This window comes from Alloyangia pacifica (assembly GCF_900116195.1).
GTDB classification, from domain to species: Bacteria; Pseudomonadota; Alphaproteobacteria; order Rhodobacterales; family Rhodobacteraceae; genus Salipiger; species Salipiger pacificus.
In genome coordinates, this window is record NZ_FOZW01000007.1 from 116,233 (window position 1) to 130,439 (window position 14,207).

Annotated in this window: 16 protein-coding genes; 5 read left to right on the plus strand and 11 right to left on the minus strand. The window is 66.5% G+C overall.

What is annotated here, in order from left to right; translation table 11 throughout:
• Nucleotides 1–164: 164 nt before the first annotated feature.
• Nucleotides 165–1,553 (minus strand): sensor histidine kinase RegB, encoded by a 1,389-nt coding sequence (gene regB / locus BM397_RS15705; RefSeq protein ID WP_092425763.1) that lies wholly within the window; start codon nt 1,551–1,553, stop codon nt 165–167.
• A gap of 137 nt (nt 1,554–1,690) precedes the next feature.
• Here regB and BM397_RS15710 point away from each other — a divergent pair, with 137 nt between their 5' ends.
• Together BM397_RS15710 and BM397_RS15715 are read left to right on the plus strand one after the other, a co-directional pair.
• Nucleotides 1,691–2,317: an SCO family protein gene (locus BM397_RS15710; RefSeq protein WP_092425765.1), complete on the plus strand. Its 627-nt coding sequence runs from the start codon at nt 1,691–1,693 to the stop codon at nt 2,315–2,317.
• 98 nt (nt 2,318–2,415) lie between these two features.
• Nucleotides 2,416–2,970 carry an ActR/PrrA/RegA family redox response regulator transcription factor gene (locus tag BM397_RS15715; RefSeq protein ID WP_092425767.1) on the plus strand — a complete coding sequence of 185 codons (555 nt, stop codon included), beginning with the start codon at nt 2,416–2,418 and terminating at the stop codon, nt 2,968–2,970.
• 155 nt (nt 2,971–3,125) lie between these two features.
• Here the strand turns inward: BM397_RS15715 and BM397_RS15720 are convergent, their stop codons facing one another.
• From BM397_RS15720 to BM397_RS15730, 3 genes are read right to left on the minus strand one after another with little or no spacing between them, the layout of a single operon-like run.
• Nucleotides 3,126–3,575, minus strand: coding sequence for a GNAT family N-acetyltransferase (locus BM397_RS15720; protein ID WP_092426211.1), 450 nt, complete (start codon nt 3,573–3,575; stop codon nt 3,126–3,128).
• Nucleotides 3,576–3,625: 50 nt separating this feature from the next.
• Nucleotides 3,626–4,228 (minus strand): HD domain-containing protein, encoded by a 603-nt coding sequence (locus tag BM397_RS15725; protein ID WP_092425770.1) that lies wholly within the window; start codon nt 4,226–4,228, stop codon nt 3,626–3,628.
• A gap of 9 nt (nt 4,229–4,237) precedes the next feature.
• Entirely contained in the window at nt 4,238–4,936 is a 699-nt protein-coding gene (locus BM397_RS15730; RefSeq protein ID WP_092425772.1) for an FkbM family methyltransferase, read from the minus strand.
• 123 nt (nt 4,937–5,059) lie between these two features.
• On the opposite strand from BM397_RS15730, the gene ahcY reads away from it, so the two are divergent.
• Nucleotides 5,060–6,445: an adenosylhomocysteinase gene (gene ahcY / locus BM397_RS15735; protein WP_092425774.1), complete on the plus strand. Its 1,386-nt coding sequence runs from the start codon at nt 5,060–5,062 to the stop codon at nt 6,443–6,445.
• 204 nt (nt 6,446–6,649) lie between these two features.
• A complete protein-coding gene (locus tag BM397_RS15740) occupies nt 6,650–7,999 on the plus strand; it encodes an esterase-like activity of phytase family protein (protein ID WP_092425776.1) in 1,350 nt (449 codons plus the stop codon).
• 64 nt (nt 8,000–8,063) lie between these two features.
• Here the strand turns inward: BM397_RS15740 and BM397_RS15745 are convergent, their stop codons facing one another.
• Together BM397_RS15745 and BM397_RS15750 are read right to left on the minus strand one after the other, a co-directional pair.
• On the minus strand, nt 8,064–9,629 hold the full coding sequence (locus BM397_RS15745) for an alanine/glycine:cation symporter family protein (RefSeq protein WP_092425778.1): 1,566 nt from the start codon (nt 9,627–9,629) through the stop codon (nt 8,064–8,066).
• 16 nt (nt 9,630–9,645) lie between these two features.
• A complete protein-coding gene (locus BM397_RS15750; protein ID WP_092425780.1) occupies nt 9,646–10,083 on the minus strand; it encodes a universal stress protein in 438 nt (145 codons plus the stop codon).
• A gap of 262 nt (nt 10,084–10,345) precedes the next feature.
• Here BM397_RS15750 and BM397_RS15755 point away from each other — a divergent pair, with 262 nt between their 5' ends.
• Nucleotides 10,346–10,687: a DUF2853 family protein gene (locus tag BM397_RS15755; RefSeq protein WP_092425783.1), complete on the plus strand. Its 342-nt coding sequence runs from the start codon at nt 10,346–10,348 to the stop codon at nt 10,685–10,687.
• Between the two features lie 263 nt (nt 10,688–10,950).
• Here BM397_RS15755 and BM397_RS15760 read toward each other — a convergent pair whose 3' ends face one another.
• The 5 genes from BM397_RS15760 to tsaD form a co-directional block, all read right to left on the minus strand.
• A complete protein-coding gene (locus BM397_RS15760) occupies nt 10,951–11,343 on the minus strand; it encodes a DUF1761 domain-containing protein (protein ID WP_092425785.1) in 393 nt (130 codons plus the stop codon).
• Nucleotides 11,344–11,415: 72 nt separating this feature from the next.
• The gene (locus BM397_RS15765) at nt 11,416–11,835 is read right to left on the minus strand and encodes an EVE domain-containing protein (protein WP_092425787.1); all 420 of its coding nucleotides are present in this window, start codon (nt 11,833–11,835) and stop codon (nt 11,416–11,418) included.
• A 10-nt stretch (nt 11,836–11,845) separates the two neighbouring features.
• Nucleotides 11,846–12,118, minus strand: coding sequence for a YciI family protein (locus tag BM397_RS15770; RefSeq protein WP_092425789.1), 273 nt, complete (start codon nt 12,116–12,118; stop codon nt 11,846–11,848).
• A 2-nt stretch (nt 12,119–12,120) separates the two neighbouring features.
• Entirely contained in the window at nt 12,121–13,080 is a 960-nt protein-coding gene (locus BM397_RS15775) for an NAD(P)H-dependent glycerol-3-phosphate dehydrogenase (RefSeq protein WP_092425791.1), read from the minus strand.
• Entirely contained in the window at nt 13,077–14,156 is a 1,080-nt protein-coding gene (gene tsaD, locus BM397_RS15780) for a tRNA (adenosine(37)-N6)-threonylcarbamoyltransferase complex transferase subunit TsaD (RefSeq protein ID WP_092425793.1), read from the minus strand. Before tsaD ends, BM397_RS15775 begins: the two co-directional genes overlap by 4 nt.
• Nucleotides 14,157–14,207 lie beyond the last annotated feature (51 nt).

Consider the following 14,207-nt stretch of genomic DNA (forward strand, 5'->3'; position numbering starts at 1 on the left):
ACGCTGCGATTCCGGCGCCGATACCGATGGCGAGCGCGACTTTCAGCTCCAAACTGACCTCCGCAAAGCACGATGCCCTGCCTTGGTATCGGCGAACTGGTTAATTTTTTCTTAATGTTGAGCAAGCGATCAAGATCGCGGAGGTTGTGCCGCCGCGCCCGCCGTCAGGCGTCGAAGGTCGGGTTTTCGCCCAGCGGAGTGCCCGCGGGCAGATCCGGCGCGACGATGGCGTGGCGTGGCCAGACCAGTTCGACGATCGCGCCGCGGCGGGTGCCGGGGGGCGCCGGGACTGTCGGATCCGAGCCGTTGGCAAAGCTCAGATCGGCACCGGAGCGTTCCAGAAGGGTCTTGGCGATGAACAGCCCCAGCCCCATGCCCTCGTACTCCGGGCGCGCGCGGCGCTCGGCCTCGCTGCGGCGGCGGCGGATCATCGGATCGCCGATACGGCCGATCAACTGCGGCGGGAATCCCGGGCCGTCGTCGATGATCCGCACGGTGACGCTGGTCTCGTCCCAGCCGGTCTCGATCCACACCTGGCTACGGGCGAAATCCACCGCGTTCTGCACGAGGTTGCGCAGCCCGTGGATGACCTCGGGGTGGCGCAGGATCTGCGGCATCGGCAGCTCGCTGTCGCCGATCGGCTCGAGGCTGACATGCTTGCCGCGGTTCTCGTGCGGCTCGGCGGCCTCGCGGATCACCTCGGTGAGCGGGGCGCGGCGCAGGTGCAGGTCGTCTTTTCCGGCCCGCCCCATCGAGCGCAGGATGTCGCGGCAGCGATCCGCCTGCTGGCGGATCAGCCGCGCGTCTTCCTGCAGCTCGGGGCGGTCGTCGAGATCCTCGATCAGCTCGGCCGAGGTCAGCTTGATCGTCGCCAGCGGCGTGCCCAGTTCATGCGCCGCCGCGGCGACGACACCACCGAGATCGTTGAGCTTCTGCTGACGCGACAGCGCCATCTGCGTGGCGTTCAGCGCGTCGGACATGGCGTTCATCTCGGTGGTGACGCGGCGCGAGTAGACCGACAGGAAGACCAGCGCGATGGCGATGGCGACCCATTGGCCGAACAGGAAGAGATCGGGGATCTGCAGCACCTGGCCGTCGAAGGTGTGCAGCGGCACATGGACAAAGACCATGCCCGAAATCAGCAGGAAGGCGGTGATGTTGAGCACGATGGTCGAGCGCAGCGACAGCATGACCGCCGAGACCGTCACCGGCCCAAGCACCATCACCGAAAAGGGGTTGTGCAGCCCGCCGGTGAGGTAGAGCAGGAAGCACAGCTGCAGCAAGTCGAACATCACCATCAGGAAGTTCTCGGCTTCCGACAGGCGCTTGGTCTCGGGGAAGATCAGGCTGGCCACGAGGTTGCCAAGCACCGAGATGCCGACCGCGAGATAGCACAGCCCCAGCGGCAGCTGCAGGTCGTAGATTGCCTGCGCGACCAGCAAGGCGGCGATCTGCCCGACGATCGCCACCCAGCGCAGCAGGATCATCGTGCGCAGGCGGATGAAGCTGCTGCGCTCTTCCTGCCAGGGCAGGACCTGCTCTGTCGCGTTCATGCCGGTGCCTTCCTTCGCGTGGTTTCTTGGCTTGCACCCCGGGGGGCTTTCGTTAGGTCTGGGAGTGTCATGCCGGGGGCGGGGATTTGCAACGTGCCGCGCCCCATGCCCGGCCCACTGCCTCGAAGGAGATCCGCATGAAGCCCGCCACGCTCGTCGCCATTGTCGCCGCCGGTGGGCTGCTGGCCCTCTGTGCCGGGATCTGGGTGGCGACGCAATGGGGGCGCGGCGACGACGCGTTTGCCGACTGCCGCCAGGGCGTGGTCGCCGGCGGTGCCGGGGCGATCGGCGGGCCGTTCGAACTGGTGTTGCCCTCGGGCGAGACGGTCACCGATGCCGAGGTCATCACCGAGCCGACGCTGCTGTATTTCGGCTACACCTTCTGCCCGGACATCTGCCCGCTGGACAACATCCGCAACGCCGACGCCGTCGACCTGTTGGCCGAGGCAGGCTATTCGGCGACGCCGGTCATGATCTCCATCGACCCGGCGCGGGACACGCCCGAGGTGATGGGACAGTATGCCTCGAATATCCACGAGAAGATGATCGGGCTGACCGGCACCGAGGCGCAGATCGCGCAGGCGGCAAAGGCCTACCGCGCCTATTACAAGAAGAACGACGACGATCCCGAGTTCTACTCGGTGGATCACTCGGCTTTCACCTACCTCGTGCTGCCCGGCACCGGCTTTGCCGAGTTCTTCCGCCGGGACGTGTCGCCCGAGCAGCTTGCCGAGCGCGCCGGCTGTTTCATCGACCACATGTGAAACGCGGAGCCCATGCAGCGGTTTGACCGCATGTCGCGGGCGGGATAAGAGAAATTCCTAAGCGGCGCATCCGGCCGCTGGACAGGACGGGGGCCCCCGTGGCGGAACTGACACAAGACGATCTGGGCGACGATCGCTCGCTTCTGCTGGTCGATGACGACGAGCCTTTCCTCAAGCGCCTTGCCAAGGCCATGGAAAAACGCGGCTTCGAGGTCGAGACCGCCGACTCCGTCGCGGCCGGCACCGCCATCGCGACCGCCCGCCCGCCGGCCTATGCCGTGGTCGACCTGCGTCTCGAGGACGGCAACGGGCTCGACGTGGTCGAGGTGCTGCGCGAACGCCGCCCCGACAGCCGCATCGTCGTGCTGACCGGCTACGGCGCCATCGCCACTGCCGTGGCCGCGGTGAAGATCGGCGCCACCGACTACCTGTCGAAGCCCGCCGATGCCACCGACATCACCAACGCGCTGCTGTCCAAGGGTGACGACCTGCCGCCGCCGCCGGAGAACCCGATGAGCGCCGACCGGGTGCGCTGGGAGCACATCCAGCGGGTCTACGAGCTCTGCGACCGCAACGTGTCGGAGACCGCGCGGCGGCTCAACATGCACCGCCGGACGCTGCAGCGGATCCTCGCAAAGCGCTCGCCCAAGTAAGGCGGAGCGCCCGGTGGGCGCTGCCTCCGGCGGGGATATTTTCGTCTAGACGAGGCGGGCTCAGGACTCCGCACGGCCGGACAGCGGAGCTGGTACTGCGAAAGCCACTCCGCGTGCGTGCGGATCCGCGCCGAGATTGACCGCCGAAGCAACGCTCAGAGATCGTAGCGCTTGAGCACCTTGTCCACGGTGCTGCCGTCGCCGAGGCGGTAGCCGCGGATGTGGCCGTAGGTCTCGAAACCGCGGCTTTGGTAGTAGATCAGCCCGCCCTCGTTGTCGGCGCGGATCTCGGCATTGATCCAGAAGTAGCCCGCGCGGGCGCAGGCGGCGCGGGTCGCCTCGAAGAGCGCCGAACCGGTGCCGATCCCGGTGCGCCCGACGCGCGCGAAGCTGGCGATCTGCGCCACGCTCTCGCCGTGCTGCGGGTGCGGCTCGACCCATTGGAAGCCGAGCAGCGCACCGGATTCATCCTCTGCCCCGCATTCCGCGACGTGCCAGATGGACTTCGGTGTGCGCATCCAGTCGCGCAGGTCAATGCCGGTCACCGGCGCAGTCATCGCGGTGGTGCCGCCCTGCGCGATCACCTCGTTCAGCAACTCGGCCATCGGCCGGGCGTCCAGCGCCCCGGCGCGGCGGACGGAGATCGGCGGGCGGCTCACAGCTCGGCCAGAAGTTCTGCGTGGCGCGCAGAATAGGCGCGGCGCACCTCAACCGGCGGGCGCAGGTGGATGTCGAGCCCGTGGGTCAGCGCCGCATCGGGCCGTTTGAAAAAGCGCGAGGCCTCGGTTTCCGAAAAGCCGGCGATCTGCGTCGCCTCCATCCAGGCCGAGACGTTGTCGGCCTTCTTGATCTGTTTCTTGAGCCGGATGCTCGGGGCCGCGGGCAGGCCGAAACGGATGTGGATCGCCGCCGCCAGCCGCTTGTCGAGTTCGCCGTAGCCGGGGCCCACGGCCGCCTTCACCGGCGAGATCATGTCGCCGATGACGTATTCGGGGGCATCGTGCAGCAGGGCGAAGAGCTTTTCCGCCGGTTTGGCATTGGGACAGAGGCGGCAGAACAGCGTTTCGACCAGCAGCGAATGCTCGGCGACGGAATAGGGGAAGTCGCCCTTGGTCTGGCCGTTCCAGCGGGCGACGAAGGCGAGGCCATGGGCGATGTCCTCGATCTCGATGTCCACCGGGGTGGGGTCGAGAAGGTCGAGGCGCCGGCCGGAGAGCATGCGCTGCCAGGCGCGGGGTTGCTTGGGCTTGGGGGGCATCGGGGGTCCTCAGCGCTGCGGCAGGTAGAAGGCGTTGCGTTCCATGGTGCCGCAGAGGCGGTAGCCGAGCTTGGGGAACTGCTCGGTCAGGAACTGGGCGTATTGCCTTTGCCGCCAGGCGCGGGCGGCTTCCAGCACGATCATTGGGGCGTTGTCGGCGATGAGCCGGGTGGCGCCCATCAGGGCCGGCTGCTCGTGGCCCTCGATGTCGAGATGCAGGATCGAGACCTCGCGTCCCGCCGGCACGAGTGCGTCGAGGCTGGTGACCACGACGGGCAGCGTCTCGCCGGCATCCGCGGTCTCGACAATGCGCGCCCGGGCGGCGCTGGTGTCGCCCCCGGGGCGGGCCACCTGCAGCAGCAGCTCGCCGGGTTCGGCACCGACCGCCACAGGTGCGAGATCGACGTTGTCGAGCGCGTTGAGCGCGATCGTCTCCTGCGCCGCGGCATGGCTCAGCGGGTTTGGCTCGAAACTGTGCAGGCGGGCCCCCGGCGCGAGGGCGCGCGACAGCGCGGGCAGGAAGTCCCCGATGAAGGCACCGCCGGAGACGATGTCGCCGCCGCGCGCGCTGCGCCGCATCAGGTTGAGCGTGCTGGGCTCGTAGACGCCGCCCTGCGCGAGGACCTTCGGGATCTCGCGCGCGGCGTAGGCTTCGGGCACGCAGTAGAAGCCGTGTTCGTTGACGCAGATTCTTTGATCGAACTGCATGTGATCCGCTGCCCTTCCCGGATTATGCTTCCGTTTAGGCAGGATTGTGATGCACGTTGCGGGGCATAGCAAGGGATGCTACCCACCCCAGCAATCCCGATATTTGAATTGGAGCGCCGGACAATGGCTGAAGACTTTATCGTCAAGGATATCTCGCTGGCCGAGTTTGGCCGCAAGGAACTGGACATCGCCGAAACCGAGATGCCGGGCCTGATGGCCTGCCGCGCCGAGTTCGGCGAGGCACAGCCGCTGAAGGGCGCGCGGATCGTCGGCAGCCTGCACATGACCATCCAGACCGCCGTGCTGATCGAGACGCTGAAGGCGCTGGGCGCGGACGTGCGCTGGGCATCGTGCAACATCTTCTCGACGCAGGACCACGCCGCCGCCGCGATCGCCGCGGGCGGCACGCCGGTCTTTGCCGTCAAGGGCCAGACGCTGGAAGAGCATTGGGACTACCTCGACCGCTCGTTCATGTTCCCCGAGGGCGCGAACATGATCCTCGACGATGGCGGCGACGCGACGCTCTACATCCTGCTCGGCGCGCGCGCCGAGGCCGGCGAGGATCTCGGCGTGCCGACCTCGGAAGAGGAAGAGGTGATCCACGCGCAGATCAAGAAGCGCATGGCGGCCTCGCCGGGCTGGTTCGCCAAGACCCGCGAAGCGATCATGGGCGTCTCGGAAGAGACCACCACCGGCGTGCACCGTCTCTATGATCTGCAGAAGAAGGGCCAGCTGCCCTTCCCGGCGATCAACGTCAACGACTCGGTCACCAAGTCGAAGTTCGACAACAAGTACGGCTGCCGCGAGAGCCTCGTGGACGGCATCCGCCGCGCCACCGACGTGATGCTGGCGGGCAAGGTCGCCGTGGTTTGCGGCTACGGAGACGTGGGCAAGGGCTCGGCCGCCTCGCTGGCCGGCGCCGGTGCGCGGGTGAAGGTCACCGAGGCCGATCCGATCTGCGCCCTGCAGGCGGCGATGGACGGCTTCGAAGTGGTGCTGCTGGAGGACGTCGTTGCCGACGCCGACATCTTCATCACCACCACCGGCAACAAGGACGTGATCCGCATCGAGCACATGCGCGAGATGAAGAACATGGCCATCGTCGGCAACATCGGCCACTTCGACAACGAGATCCAGGTGGCCTCGCTGAAGAACCACAAGTGGACCAACATCAAGGACCAGGTGGACATGATCGAGATGCCTTCGGGCAACAAGATCATCCTGCTGTCGGAAGGCCGCCTGTTGAACCTCGGCAACGCCACCGGCCACCCGAGCTTCGTGATGTCGGCCTCCTTCACCAACCAGGTGCTGGCGCAGATCGAGCTCTACAAGAACGGCGAGCAGTACGAGAACAAGGTCTACATCCTGCCCAAGCACCTCGACGAAAAGGTCGCGCGCCTGCACCTCGAGCGCGTCGGTGCGAAGCTGACCCAGCTCTCGACCGAGCAGGCGGCCTATATCGGCGTGACGCCGGAAGGTCCCTTCAAGCCCGAGCACTACCGCTACTGATTTCGAGCCTGTTTCAGGCTTTTTGCAACGCCCCGCCATTTGGCGGGGCGTTTTGCTTTTGGGGCGGGCGGGTGCCTCCGGCGGGAGTATTTGGGGAAAGATGAAAGCGCGCGCGGTTTCACCCCGGCGTCACATCACGGCCACGTGAGCTTTACGCAAGGGCGGTAGCAGCGGCGCATCGAAGCATCCTTGAGGAGATACACGATGCGTCTTTCGCTGTCCGTCCTTGCCCTCGCCAGCGCGCTTGCCGCGCCCGCCACGGCCCAGGAGGTCTTCCCGGCCAAGCTCGCCGGTCACGCCTACCTGCCCGCCCTGTCGCTGGTCGAGCCGCCGGCCGACGCGCCGCGCGACGCCTGGATCTCTGGCAAGTTCACCAACGGCGCGCGCGTCGAGCAGGCGATGAGCGTCGAGGGAAACACCGGCAAGGGCTACGGCAACCACGGCACCGGCATCTCGCTGCCTTTCATCGGTCAGCCGGTGCAGGGCATGTCGGGCTTTGCCATGACCCGCGCCGAGGACGGCAGCTTCTACACGCTGACCGACAACGGCTTCGGCTCGAAGCGCAACTCGCCCGACGCGATGCTGTTCTTCCACCGCATGGCCCCGGATTACGAGACCGGTACGGTGGAGCGCCGCGAGACCGTCTTCCTGTCGGACCCGGATCACAAGGTGCCCTTCCGCATTGCCTATGAAGGCACCGAGAGCCGCTACCTGACCGGCGCCGATTTCGACACCGAGTCGATCCAGGTGCTCGACGGCGAGGTCTGGATCGGCGACGAGTTCGGCCCCTACATCATCCGCGCCGGTCTCGACGGCGTGGTGAAAGAGGTCTTCGCCACCGAACTCGACGGCAAGGAGCTGCACGGGCCGGACACCTACAGCGTCTTCGTCCCTGCCGAGGCCGGCACCGACTTCCAGGTGCAGCGCTCGGGCGGTTACGAGGGCATGGCGCTGCAGCCCGGCACGAACCTGCTCTGGGCGATGCTGGAAAAGCCGATCCTGATCGAGGGCGGCGAGACCGAGGGCCCCTTCCTGCGGGTCATCGCCTTCGACCCCAAAGCGGGGGAATGGACCGGTGAGAGCGTGAAATTCCAGCTCGCCGAGGGCGCCACGGCGATCGGTGACTTCAACTTCATCGACGAGACCCGCGCGCTGGTCATCGAGCGCGACAACGGTGAAGGCGACATGGCGATGGCCTGCGCCGAAGGAGCGACCGAGACCGCCGAGTGCTACCCGAACCCCGCCAAGGTGAAGAACATCGTACTGGTCGACATGAGCCAGACCGATGATGAGGGCTTCATCCGCCGCATCGGTTCCATCGACCTGCTGAACATCGCCGACCCCGACGCCAAGGCGCTGGACGGCATGGGCGCAGGCGGTGACCATTTCAGCTTCCCGTTCTTCACCATCGAGGACGTGATCGCCGTGGACGAGACCCACATCTTGGTCGCCAACGACAACAACCTGCCGTTCTCGGGCGGCCGGGTGCCGGGCGAGGCGGCGCACAACGAGTTCATCCTGCTCGAAGTGCCGGAGCTGCTGGCGGCGAAGTGATCGGCCCTGCCAGACAGAAAGGGGCGCCCCTGGGCGCCCCTTTCACGTTCGACTGCGGTATGGATCAGGCGTAGCGCTTGATCTCGCCGGACTTCAGCCGCGACTGGTAGCTGTTCAGCTCCGCCTTCACGATCGGCATCAGGAAGTAGAGGCCGATGATGTTGATCAGCGCCATGGCGAAGATCGCCGCATCCGAGAAGTCGATCACCGGGCCGAGGTTCATCGCCGCGCCGATCACCACGAAGATGCAGAACAGGATCTTGAAGCTCAGCTCCTGGAACTTGCCCTCGCCGAACATGTAGGTCCATGCCTTGAGCCCGTAGTAGCTCCAGGAGATCATCGTCGAGAAGGCGAAGAGGATCACCGCCAGAGCCAGCACATAGGGGAACCAGCTGATCGCCGAGCCGAAGGCGGCCGAGGTCAGCGCCACGCCCGAGACGTCGCCGACGGTTTCCACGCGGCCCAGATCGGCGTTCCAGATGTACTGGCCGGTTTCGGGATCGATCTGCAGAACGCCGGTGATGACGATGACCAGCGCGGTCATGGTGCAGATCACCACGGTGTCGATGAACGGCTCGAGCAGGGACACGAAGCCCTCGGTGATCGGCTCCTTGGTGCGCACCGCCGAGTGGGCGATGGCCGCCGAGCCGACGCCCGCCTCGTTCGAGAAGGCGGCCCGCTTGAAGCCCTGGATCAGCGCGCCGACAAGCCCGCCCGCGACGCCGAGCCCGGTGAAGGCCCCGTCGAAGATCTGCCCGAAGGCCCAGCCGATCTTGTCGAAGTTCATGAAGATGATGATCAGCGCCGTGCCGACGTAGAGCACGCCCATGAAGGGCACGACCTTCTCGGTCACCTGGGCGATGCTCTTCAGGCCGCCGATGATCACCGCGAAGACGATCGCCGCGAAGATCACGCCGGTGATCCAGCCCGGGTAGTCGCCGATGATGTTGGCAAGCTGCGCGTGGGCCTGGTTGGCCTGGAACATGTTGCCGCCGCCAAGCGAGCCGAGCACGCAGAAGATCGAGAAGATGATCGCCAGCACCGAGCCAAGCCCGGCGAAGCCTCGTTCGGCCATGCCCTTCTTGAGGTAGTACATCGGCCCGCCCGAGACGGTGCCGTCGGGATATTCGTTGCGGTATTTCACGCCGAGGGTGCACTCGGTGAACTTCGACGCCATCCCCATGAGACCCGCGAGGATCATCCAGAAGGTCGCGCCGGGGCCGCCGATCGACACGGCCACCGCAACACCGGCGATATTGCCGAGCCCGACGGTGCCCGAGAGCGCCGTTGCAAGGGCCTGGAAGTGGCTGACCTCGCCGGCGTCATTGGGATCGGAATACTTGCCCGACACCAGCGCGATGGAATGCGGGAAGGCGCGGAACTGCACGAAGGCAAAATAGAGGGTGAAGATCGTCGCCGCCACCACCAGCCAGAGCACGATCCACGGGAAGGACGTGCCGGGGAAGGGGGCGAAGATGAAGTTGACGAAGGGGCCGGTGACGGAGCCGACGACCTCGTTGATCTTTTCGTCGACGCTGTGCGCCGCTTCCTGCGCTTGTGCGGGAAGCGCGGCGAGCGCCGTGCCGAGGGCCGGCAGGGCGGCGCGGGTGGCAAATTGAATGGGTTTCATGAGGCTCTCCAACGGCTCAGGGCACGATGACGGTGGGCACGGGGGCGATCTGCGCGAGCCCCAGCGGCACGGATCCGAAGATGCGCGCGGTCATGGATTGCGTGCCGGATCGGCCGACGAAGATCATGCTGGCGTCGGCTTCGGTCGCGATCTCGACGACCAGTTCGACCACCGAGCCGTAGCGGATGCGGCAGTCACCCTCGAGCCCCGCCGCGGCGACCTTGGCGAGCGCCGGATCGAGGATCACCTCCTTGGCCCGCGCCAATTCCTCCTTGCGGCGGGCGTGGCGCTCTTCGAGTTCCTGAGGGGTCAGGAACTTGTAGGGCGACCATTCGAGGATATGGACAAGCAGCAGGGCTGCATTGTCCTTCTTGGCCCGCGCGATTGCGTAATCGAGCAGGCCGTCATCACCTTCCTTGTTCTCATAGGCGACGACAAACGTCTCTGTTGCCATTGGAATTCCCCGGTTTCTGCGTTCTGAAAGCAGGCCGCGATGCCCGTTTTCCGGGTCTGCACGGCCTGGTGCTCTCTGGACCATGCTGCGGGCGACGTCACGGGTTTGTCACTAAAAAAAGCTTAACGGGGTGCCGCTACGTAAACCTGTGCGGCAAAACAGGCGATTTTCTTCTCTTTATCAACAATCAGGGCCGACTATAGTCGGCTCAGGCACGGTCGTTCCGGTCGCGCCGGAACATGCAGTTGCAAGGGAGAGTGACATGGGCAAACGGGACGAGCTGATCGAGAAATACGCCGAGGACCTGCGTGGCAAGTGCGGCATGGAGCCCGACATGGACCTGCTCACCAAGGTCACCATCGGCTGCGGCCCGTCGATCTACAACGCCGACGCCTCGACGGTGGCTGCCAGCCAGGATCACGAACTGGAAACAGTGAAGGACAGCTTCCTGGTCAAGAAGCTGGGTCTGGAGGACGGGCCGGAGCTGATGGACGCCATCCATTCGGTGATCGAGACCTACGGCCACTCCGAGCGCAACAAGTACCGGGCGGTGGTCTACTACATGCTGGTGAAGCATTTCGGCAAGGACAGCGTCTACGCCTGAGGCGGCCTGGCCCGTGGACAGCGGGCCGAAGGCGCGACTCCTAGAATTCTAGGCACTTCGTCTTTGCCCCGGGGCGACGGTCGTGCGATCTTCGAGGCTCGGCCAGAATGGCCGGGTCCAGTTCCTCCAAAGCGTGCGTGGGAGTACGCGGGGTGGTGCAGGGGTCCGGTCGTTGCCGGATCCCTGCTTTCTTGGGCTCCCGCCTTTTTGGACCTGCCTTCTTGGACTCCTGTCTTGGCGAGGCCCCCCGGGCGTGCCTGGCGTCAGAACAGCGCCAACACCAGCCCGATCACCGCGCAGCCGAAGGTGGCATAGCCGCCGTCGATCAGCGTCAACCTGAAGGGCCGTTGCCCGTAGGCGTTGTTGATCATGATCCAGGGCGAGATGAAGAACAGGCCGATCCCGAGCCCCGCGACCATCCCGGCGCCGGCGGTGGTGATCCCGGCCATGTGGAAGATGTGCCGCATCATGCCCGCCACCAGCAACATGGCGATGGCCGAGAGCACGAAGGGCAGGGGGCTGGCGTTCTTCGGCTTGCCGGTCTCGTCGCAGTCGATGCCCGAGGCCGCGAGCCAGGGCTTCGACAGGGTCATGTACCAGCCCGCGCCGAACAGCCAGCCGGCCAGCGCCGCGACGATCACGCTGATGAAGTCCATGGCAGCCTCCTCCGCTCATGCAGAAAGCCTGCCGCAAAGGCGGCGCGCTGGCTAGCGGCATTCAGCGCCGGATCAGGGCTTCAGGCCGCCCTTGGCGCAGATATGCGCGAACTCGGCCTCGGTCACCGGCTGTACCGACAGGCGCGACTGCTTGATCAGTGCCATTTCGGACAGCGCCGGGTCGCCCTTGATCTCGTCGAGCGTGACAGGGACCGGCAGCTTCTCGATCGCCTTGATGTCCACGCATTCCCAGCGCGGGTCATCGGCCTTGCTGTCGGGATGCACCTCGGCGCAGACCTCGATGATACCGACGACAGCCTTCTCCTTCTGCGAGTGGTAGAAGAAGCCCCGGTCGCCGAGCTTCATCTCGCGCATGAAGTTGCGCGCCTGGTAGTTGCGGACGCCGTCCCATTCCTCGCCCGCCTCGCCCTTGGCGACCTGGTCCTCCCAGGACCAGGTCGAGGGCTCGGACTTGAAGAGCCAGTATCTCATCGCAAAATCCTCAGCCGATGACTTTCTTCCAGGCGGTCAGCGTGACGCTCTCGAAGAGGCCCGCCAGCGCGTAGGGGTCCTTGTCGGCCCAGTCCTGCGCCGCGGTCATGTCGGCGACGTCGAGGATCACCAGGCTGCCGGCCATCTCGCCGGCCTCATCCAGCAGCGGGCCGGCCTGCGCGACGACACCGGTGCGTTCGATATAGGCGAGGTGTTCGGCGCGGGTGTCCTTGCGGATCTGCAGGGCGCCGGCTTTGTCCTTGGCGACGAGAGCGACGAGCATGGTTATTCCTCCTTCAGGGGTCTGGAAAGAAGCTCATCGAGAGCTTCGGAAATGGTGACTTTGCCTTCGGTCAGCGCGGCGACAACGCCGGAGACCGGCATGGGAATCCCCTCGCGCTCCGCGAGGGCCGCGACAGCTCGGGCGGTGGCGGCGCCTTCGACGGTGACCGAAGGATCGAAGCCTTCCGCGCGGCCGAGCGCCTGCCCGTAGCGGTAGTTGCGCGACAGCTCCGAGGTGCAGGTGAGCGCCAGGTCGCCAAGGCCCGAAAGCCCCGTAACAGTCTCTGGTTTTGCCCCCAAGTGTACGGCGAGGCGGGTCATCTCGGCGAAGCCGCGGGTCATCAGCGCGGCACGGGCACTGTCGCCGAACCCGGCGCCGATGCAGGCGCCGCAGGCGATGGCCATGACGTTCTTCAGCGCGCCGCCGACCTCGGCGCCGGTGACATCGGTGCTGCGGTAAAGCCGCAATGTCTTGGTCGAGAGCACATGCTGCAGCACCAGCCCCGCCTCGGCGTCTTCGCATGCCAGCGTCAGCGCGGTGGGCAGGCCGCGCGCGATGTCGGCGGCAAAGCTGGGCCCGGTGAGGATCGCGGGCAAGGCTCCGGGCTTGGCATGGGCGATGACGTGGCTCGGCCCCTCACCGGTGGCGAGGTCGATGCCCTTGCAGCAGGCCACCAGCTTCTGCCCGTCGAGCGGGGCGGAAACAGACCCCAACACAGTGGAAAGCGTTTGCATCGGCACCGCCAGAAGCAGCGTCTCTGCGCCGGCGGCATGGGCGAGGTCGGCGGTGATCTCGATGCCTTCAGGCAGGGTCACGCCGGGCAGGCGGGCAGTCTCCCGGGTCCGGGCCATCTCCGCCATGGTGCCTTCGTTGCGACCCCAGAGCATCACCTGCCGGCCATCGCGGGCGAGCGCCACGGCCAGCGCCGTGCCGAAAGCCCCCGCGCCCAGAACGCCGATCATGCTTTGGCTCCCTTCTTGCCCGAGCCGAGCAGCGGCGCGGCGGCCTTGTCGAGCGGCCAGCGCGGGCGGGCGGCAAGGGTCATGTCCGAGACCTCGCCCGCTGCCAGCAGCTCGCCCCCGGCGTAGGCGATCATCGCCGCATTGTCCGTGCAGAGCCGCAGCGGCGGTGCGGTGAAGGTGACGCCGTGCTCTTCGCAGAGCGCCTCAAGCGCGCCGCGGAGGGCCTTGTTGGCAGCAACGCCCCCGGCCACGGCCAGCGCGGGTTCGGCGGGGTTTTCCTCGAGATAGGCACGCATGGCGCGGCGGGTCTTCTCGGCCAGAACGTCGCGCACCGCCGCCTGGAACCCGGCGCAGAGATCGGCCACGTCCTGCCGGTGCAGCCCGCCCTGTTCCTCGATCAGCTTGTCGCGCATCCGCAGCAGCGCGGTTTTCAGACCCGAGAAGGACAGATCGCAGCCCTCGCGGTCGAGCAGCGGACGCGGGAAGCGGAACCGCTTCTCGTCGCCGGACTTCGCGGCCTCCTCGACCGAGGGGCCGCCGGGCTGTTGCAGCCCGAGCAGGCGCGCGGTCTTGTCGAAGGCTTCGCCGGGGGCGTCGTCGATGGTGCCGCCGAGCCGCTTGAAATCCTGCGGGCCGCGCACGATCAGGAACTGGCAATGCCCGCCCGAGACCAGCAGCATCAGGTAGGGGTAGGCCAGGCCATCGGTCAGCCGCGGTGTCAGCGCATGGCCGGCAAGGTGGTTCACCCCGATCAGCGGCTTGCCGATGGCCGCGGCGATGCCCTTGCCCATCATCACGCCCGAGAGCACGCCGCCGATCAGCCCGGGGCCCGCGGTCACCGCGATGGCGTCGAGCTCGCTCACCGGCACGCCGGCCTGCACCAGCGCCTGTTCCACGGCCAGATCGAGCTTCTCGGCATGGGCGCGGGCGGCGATTTCGGGGACGACGCCGCCGAAGGCCGCGTGCAGTTCCGCCTGACCGAGCACCACCGAGGACAGGATCTCCTGTCCGCGCAGCACGGCGGCGGCGGTGTCGTCACAGCTGCTTTCCAGTCCGAGGATCGTCAGTTCAGGCATCGCCACGTCCGTTGCATCCCTTTGTTCCTGCAGCTACCACCAGTACAGGGT